This is a genomic window from Martelella sp. (genome assembly GCF_984369615.1).
On record NZ_CFHTCS010000459.1, the window covers coordinates 1 to 2,948 of the forward strand.

2 protein-coding genes are annotated in these 2,948 nt (G+C 60.2%); both read left to right on the top strand.

Features of this window, described 5'->3' with window-relative positions:
- The first annotated feature begins 17 nt into the window (after positions 1-17).
- Positions 18-1,295, top strand: a complete 1,278-nt coding sequence (gene clpX, locus AC5DC2_RS22155; RefSeq protein ID WP_024709589.1) for an ATP-dependent Clp protease ATP-binding subunit ClpX — start codon at positions 18-20, stop codon at positions 1,293-1,295.
- 241 nt (positions 1,296-1,536) lie between these two features.
- The coding region (locus tag AC5DC2_RS22160; RefSeq protein WP_491700051.1) for an LON peptidase substrate-binding domain-containing protein at positions 1,537-2,948 on the top strand (1,412 nt) is incomplete at its 3' end.

The window sequence follows — 2,948 nt, forward strand, 5'->3', positions numbered from 1 at the left end:
ACTGGAAGGAAGTGATAATGAGCAAAGTCGGCGGTAACAATGGCGGTGACTCGAAGAACACGCTCTATTGTTCCTTTTGCGGCAAGAGTCAGCACGAAGTCCGCAAGCTGATCGCTGGCCCGACCGTATTCATCTGCGATGAATGCGTTGAGTTGTGCATGGACATCATCCGCGAGGAAAACAAGACCTCGATGGTGAAGTCGAGCGACGGCGTGCCGACGCCGCAGGAAATCATGGGCGTTCTGGACGAGTACGTGATCGGCCAGAGCCATGCGAAACGTATTCTCTCGGTGGCGGTGCATAACCACTACAAGCGTCTGTCGCACGCCTCCAAGAGTTCCGACATCGAACTGTCGAAGTCGAACATCCTGCTGGTCGGCCCGACCGGCTGCGGCAAGACATATCTTGCCCAGACGCTGGCCCGCATCATCGACGTGCCCTTCACCATGGCGGACGCGACGACGCTGACGGAAGCCGGCTATGTCGGCGAGGATGTCGAGAACATCATTCTGAAGCTGCTGCAATCGGCCGACTACAATGTCGAGCGCGCCCAGCGCGGCATTGTCTACATCGATGAGGTCGACAAGATTTCGCGCAAGTCCGACAATCCTTCGATCACCCGCGACGTTTCGGGCGAGGGCGTTCAGCAGGCATTGCTGAAGATCATGGAAGGCACGGTTGCCTCCGTGCCGCCGCAGGGCGGCCGCAAGCATCCGCAGCAGGAATTTCTGCAGGTCGATACGACCAATATCCTGTTCCTGTGCGGCGGCGCCTTTGCCGGCCTCGACAAGGTGATCTCCGCGCGCGGCGAACGCACGTCGATCGGCTTCGGCGCTTCGGTGAAGGCGGCCGACGACCGCAAGGTGGGCGACGTGCTGCGTGACCTGGAGCCGGAGGACCTGGTCAAGTTCGGGCTTATCCCCGAATTCATCGGTCGCCTGCCGGTGATAGCGACGCTGGAGGATCTTGACGAGGAAGCCCTGGTGCAGATCCTGACGGCGCCGAAGAATGCGCTTGTGAAGCAGTATCAGCGTCTCTTCGAGATGGAAGACGTCGAGCTGACCTTCCACGAGGACGCGCTGATGGCCATTGCCCGCAAGGCGATCGACCGCAAGACCGGCGCGCGCGGACTGCGCTCGATCATGGAGAAGATCCTGCTCGACACCATGTTCGAACTGCCGGCGATGAAGGGCGTACGCGAGGTTGTGATTTCGGACGAGGTGGTTTCGGGCACCTCCCAGCCGCTTTACATCTACACCAACCGTTCCGACGACAAGGCGAACGCTTCGGCATAGGCCTGGCGTCGGGCAGGCATGATTGGGAAGGCAGGGCAGGGTCCCTGCCTTCGTCGTTTCTGGCGGCGAACCTGATCCAACGCCTGTCCCGGCCCGTTGTTCCTTCGAAAACGGGGCAAAGGTTGAAATCGGCCTTTCAAAGCGCCACTTGTTCCGCAACAATTGAAAAGAACGCTCGGACTGTCTCCCAGCAGTCCGTCAATGCCCGGTTAACCGCCGGGCTGCCTGAAAGGAAAAAGACATGACGCAGAACGCGCCTGCAGCGGAAAATGCTGCGTTCCCGGTGTTGCCGTTGCGTGACATTGTGGTTTTCCCCCACATGATCGTTCCCCTCTTCGTCGGTCGCGAGAAGTCCATCCGCGCCCTGGAAGAGGTGATGAATGCCGACCGCCAGATCATGCTGGTCACCCAGGTCAACGCCAGCGATGACGACCCTGAACCCGATGCGCTCTATCGCATCGGCACCATCGCCAATGTGCTGCAGCTGCTGAAGCTGCCCGACGGAACCGTCAAGGTTCTGGTCGAGGGCAAGGCGCGTGCGGCCATCGGCGATGTGCGCCTGGAGAACGACTTCTACGAGGCCAATGCCGAGATGCTCGGCGAGCCGGAAGAAGATGCCGTCGAGATCGAGGCGCTGGCCCGCTCGGTGGTTTCCGAGTTCGAGAACTACGTGAAGCTCAACAAGAAGGTCTCCCCCGAGGTTGTCGGCGCGGCCGGCCAGATCGAGGACTACTCGAAGCTTGCCGATACGGTTGCCTCGCATCTGGCGATCAAGCTGACCGAGAAGCAGGAAATGCTGGAAACCACCAGCGTCAAGGGACGCCTGGAAAAGGCGCTCGGCTTCATGGAAGGCGAGATCTCCGTCCTGCAGGTCGAAAAGCGGATCCGCACCCGCGTCAAGCGGCAGATGGAGAAGACCCAGCGCGAATACTACCTGAATGAGCAGATGAAGGCCATTCAGAAGGAACTCGGCGAGGGCGAGGACGGCCGCGACGAGATGGCCGAGCTCGAAGAGCGCATCAAGAAGACGAAGTTCACCAAGGAAGCCCGCGAAAAGGCTGAAGGTGAGATGAAGAAGCTCCGCAATATGAGCCCGATGTCGGCGGAAGCGACCGTGGTGCGCAATTATCTCGACTGGCTCACTGGCCTGCCGTGGAATACCAAGTCGAAGATCAAGCGCGACCTGAAGCTTGCCGAGAAGGTGCTCGAAGAGGATCATTTCGGCCTCGAAAAGGTCAAGGAACGCGTCGTCGAGTACCTCGCGGTGCAGGCGCGCGCCAAGAAGCTGAAGGGCCCGATCCTCTGCCTCGTCGGTCCGCCCGGCGTCGGCAAGACCTCGCTTGCCCAGTCGATCGCCAAGGCGACGGGCCGTGAATATGTGCGCATGGCGCTCGGCGGCGTTCGTGATGAGAGCGAGATCCGCGGTCACCGCCGCACCTATATCGGCTCCATGCCCGGCAAGATCGTCCAGTCGATGAAGAAGGTCGGCAAGAACAATCCGCTCTTCCTGCTCGACGAGATCGACAAGATGGGCGCCGATTTCCGCGGCGATCCGTCCTCGGCCCTGCTCGAGGTGCTGGACCCGGAACAGAACTCGACCTTCATGGATCATTACCTGGAAGTCGAATATGACCTGTCCAACGTGATGTTCAT

Bases quoted from the DNA above. Each gene is read 5' to 3' on its own strand.
- clpX (WP_024709589.1), top strand. From the start codon at position 18: ATGAGCAAAGTCGGCGGTAACAATGGCGGTGACTCGAAGAACACGCTC.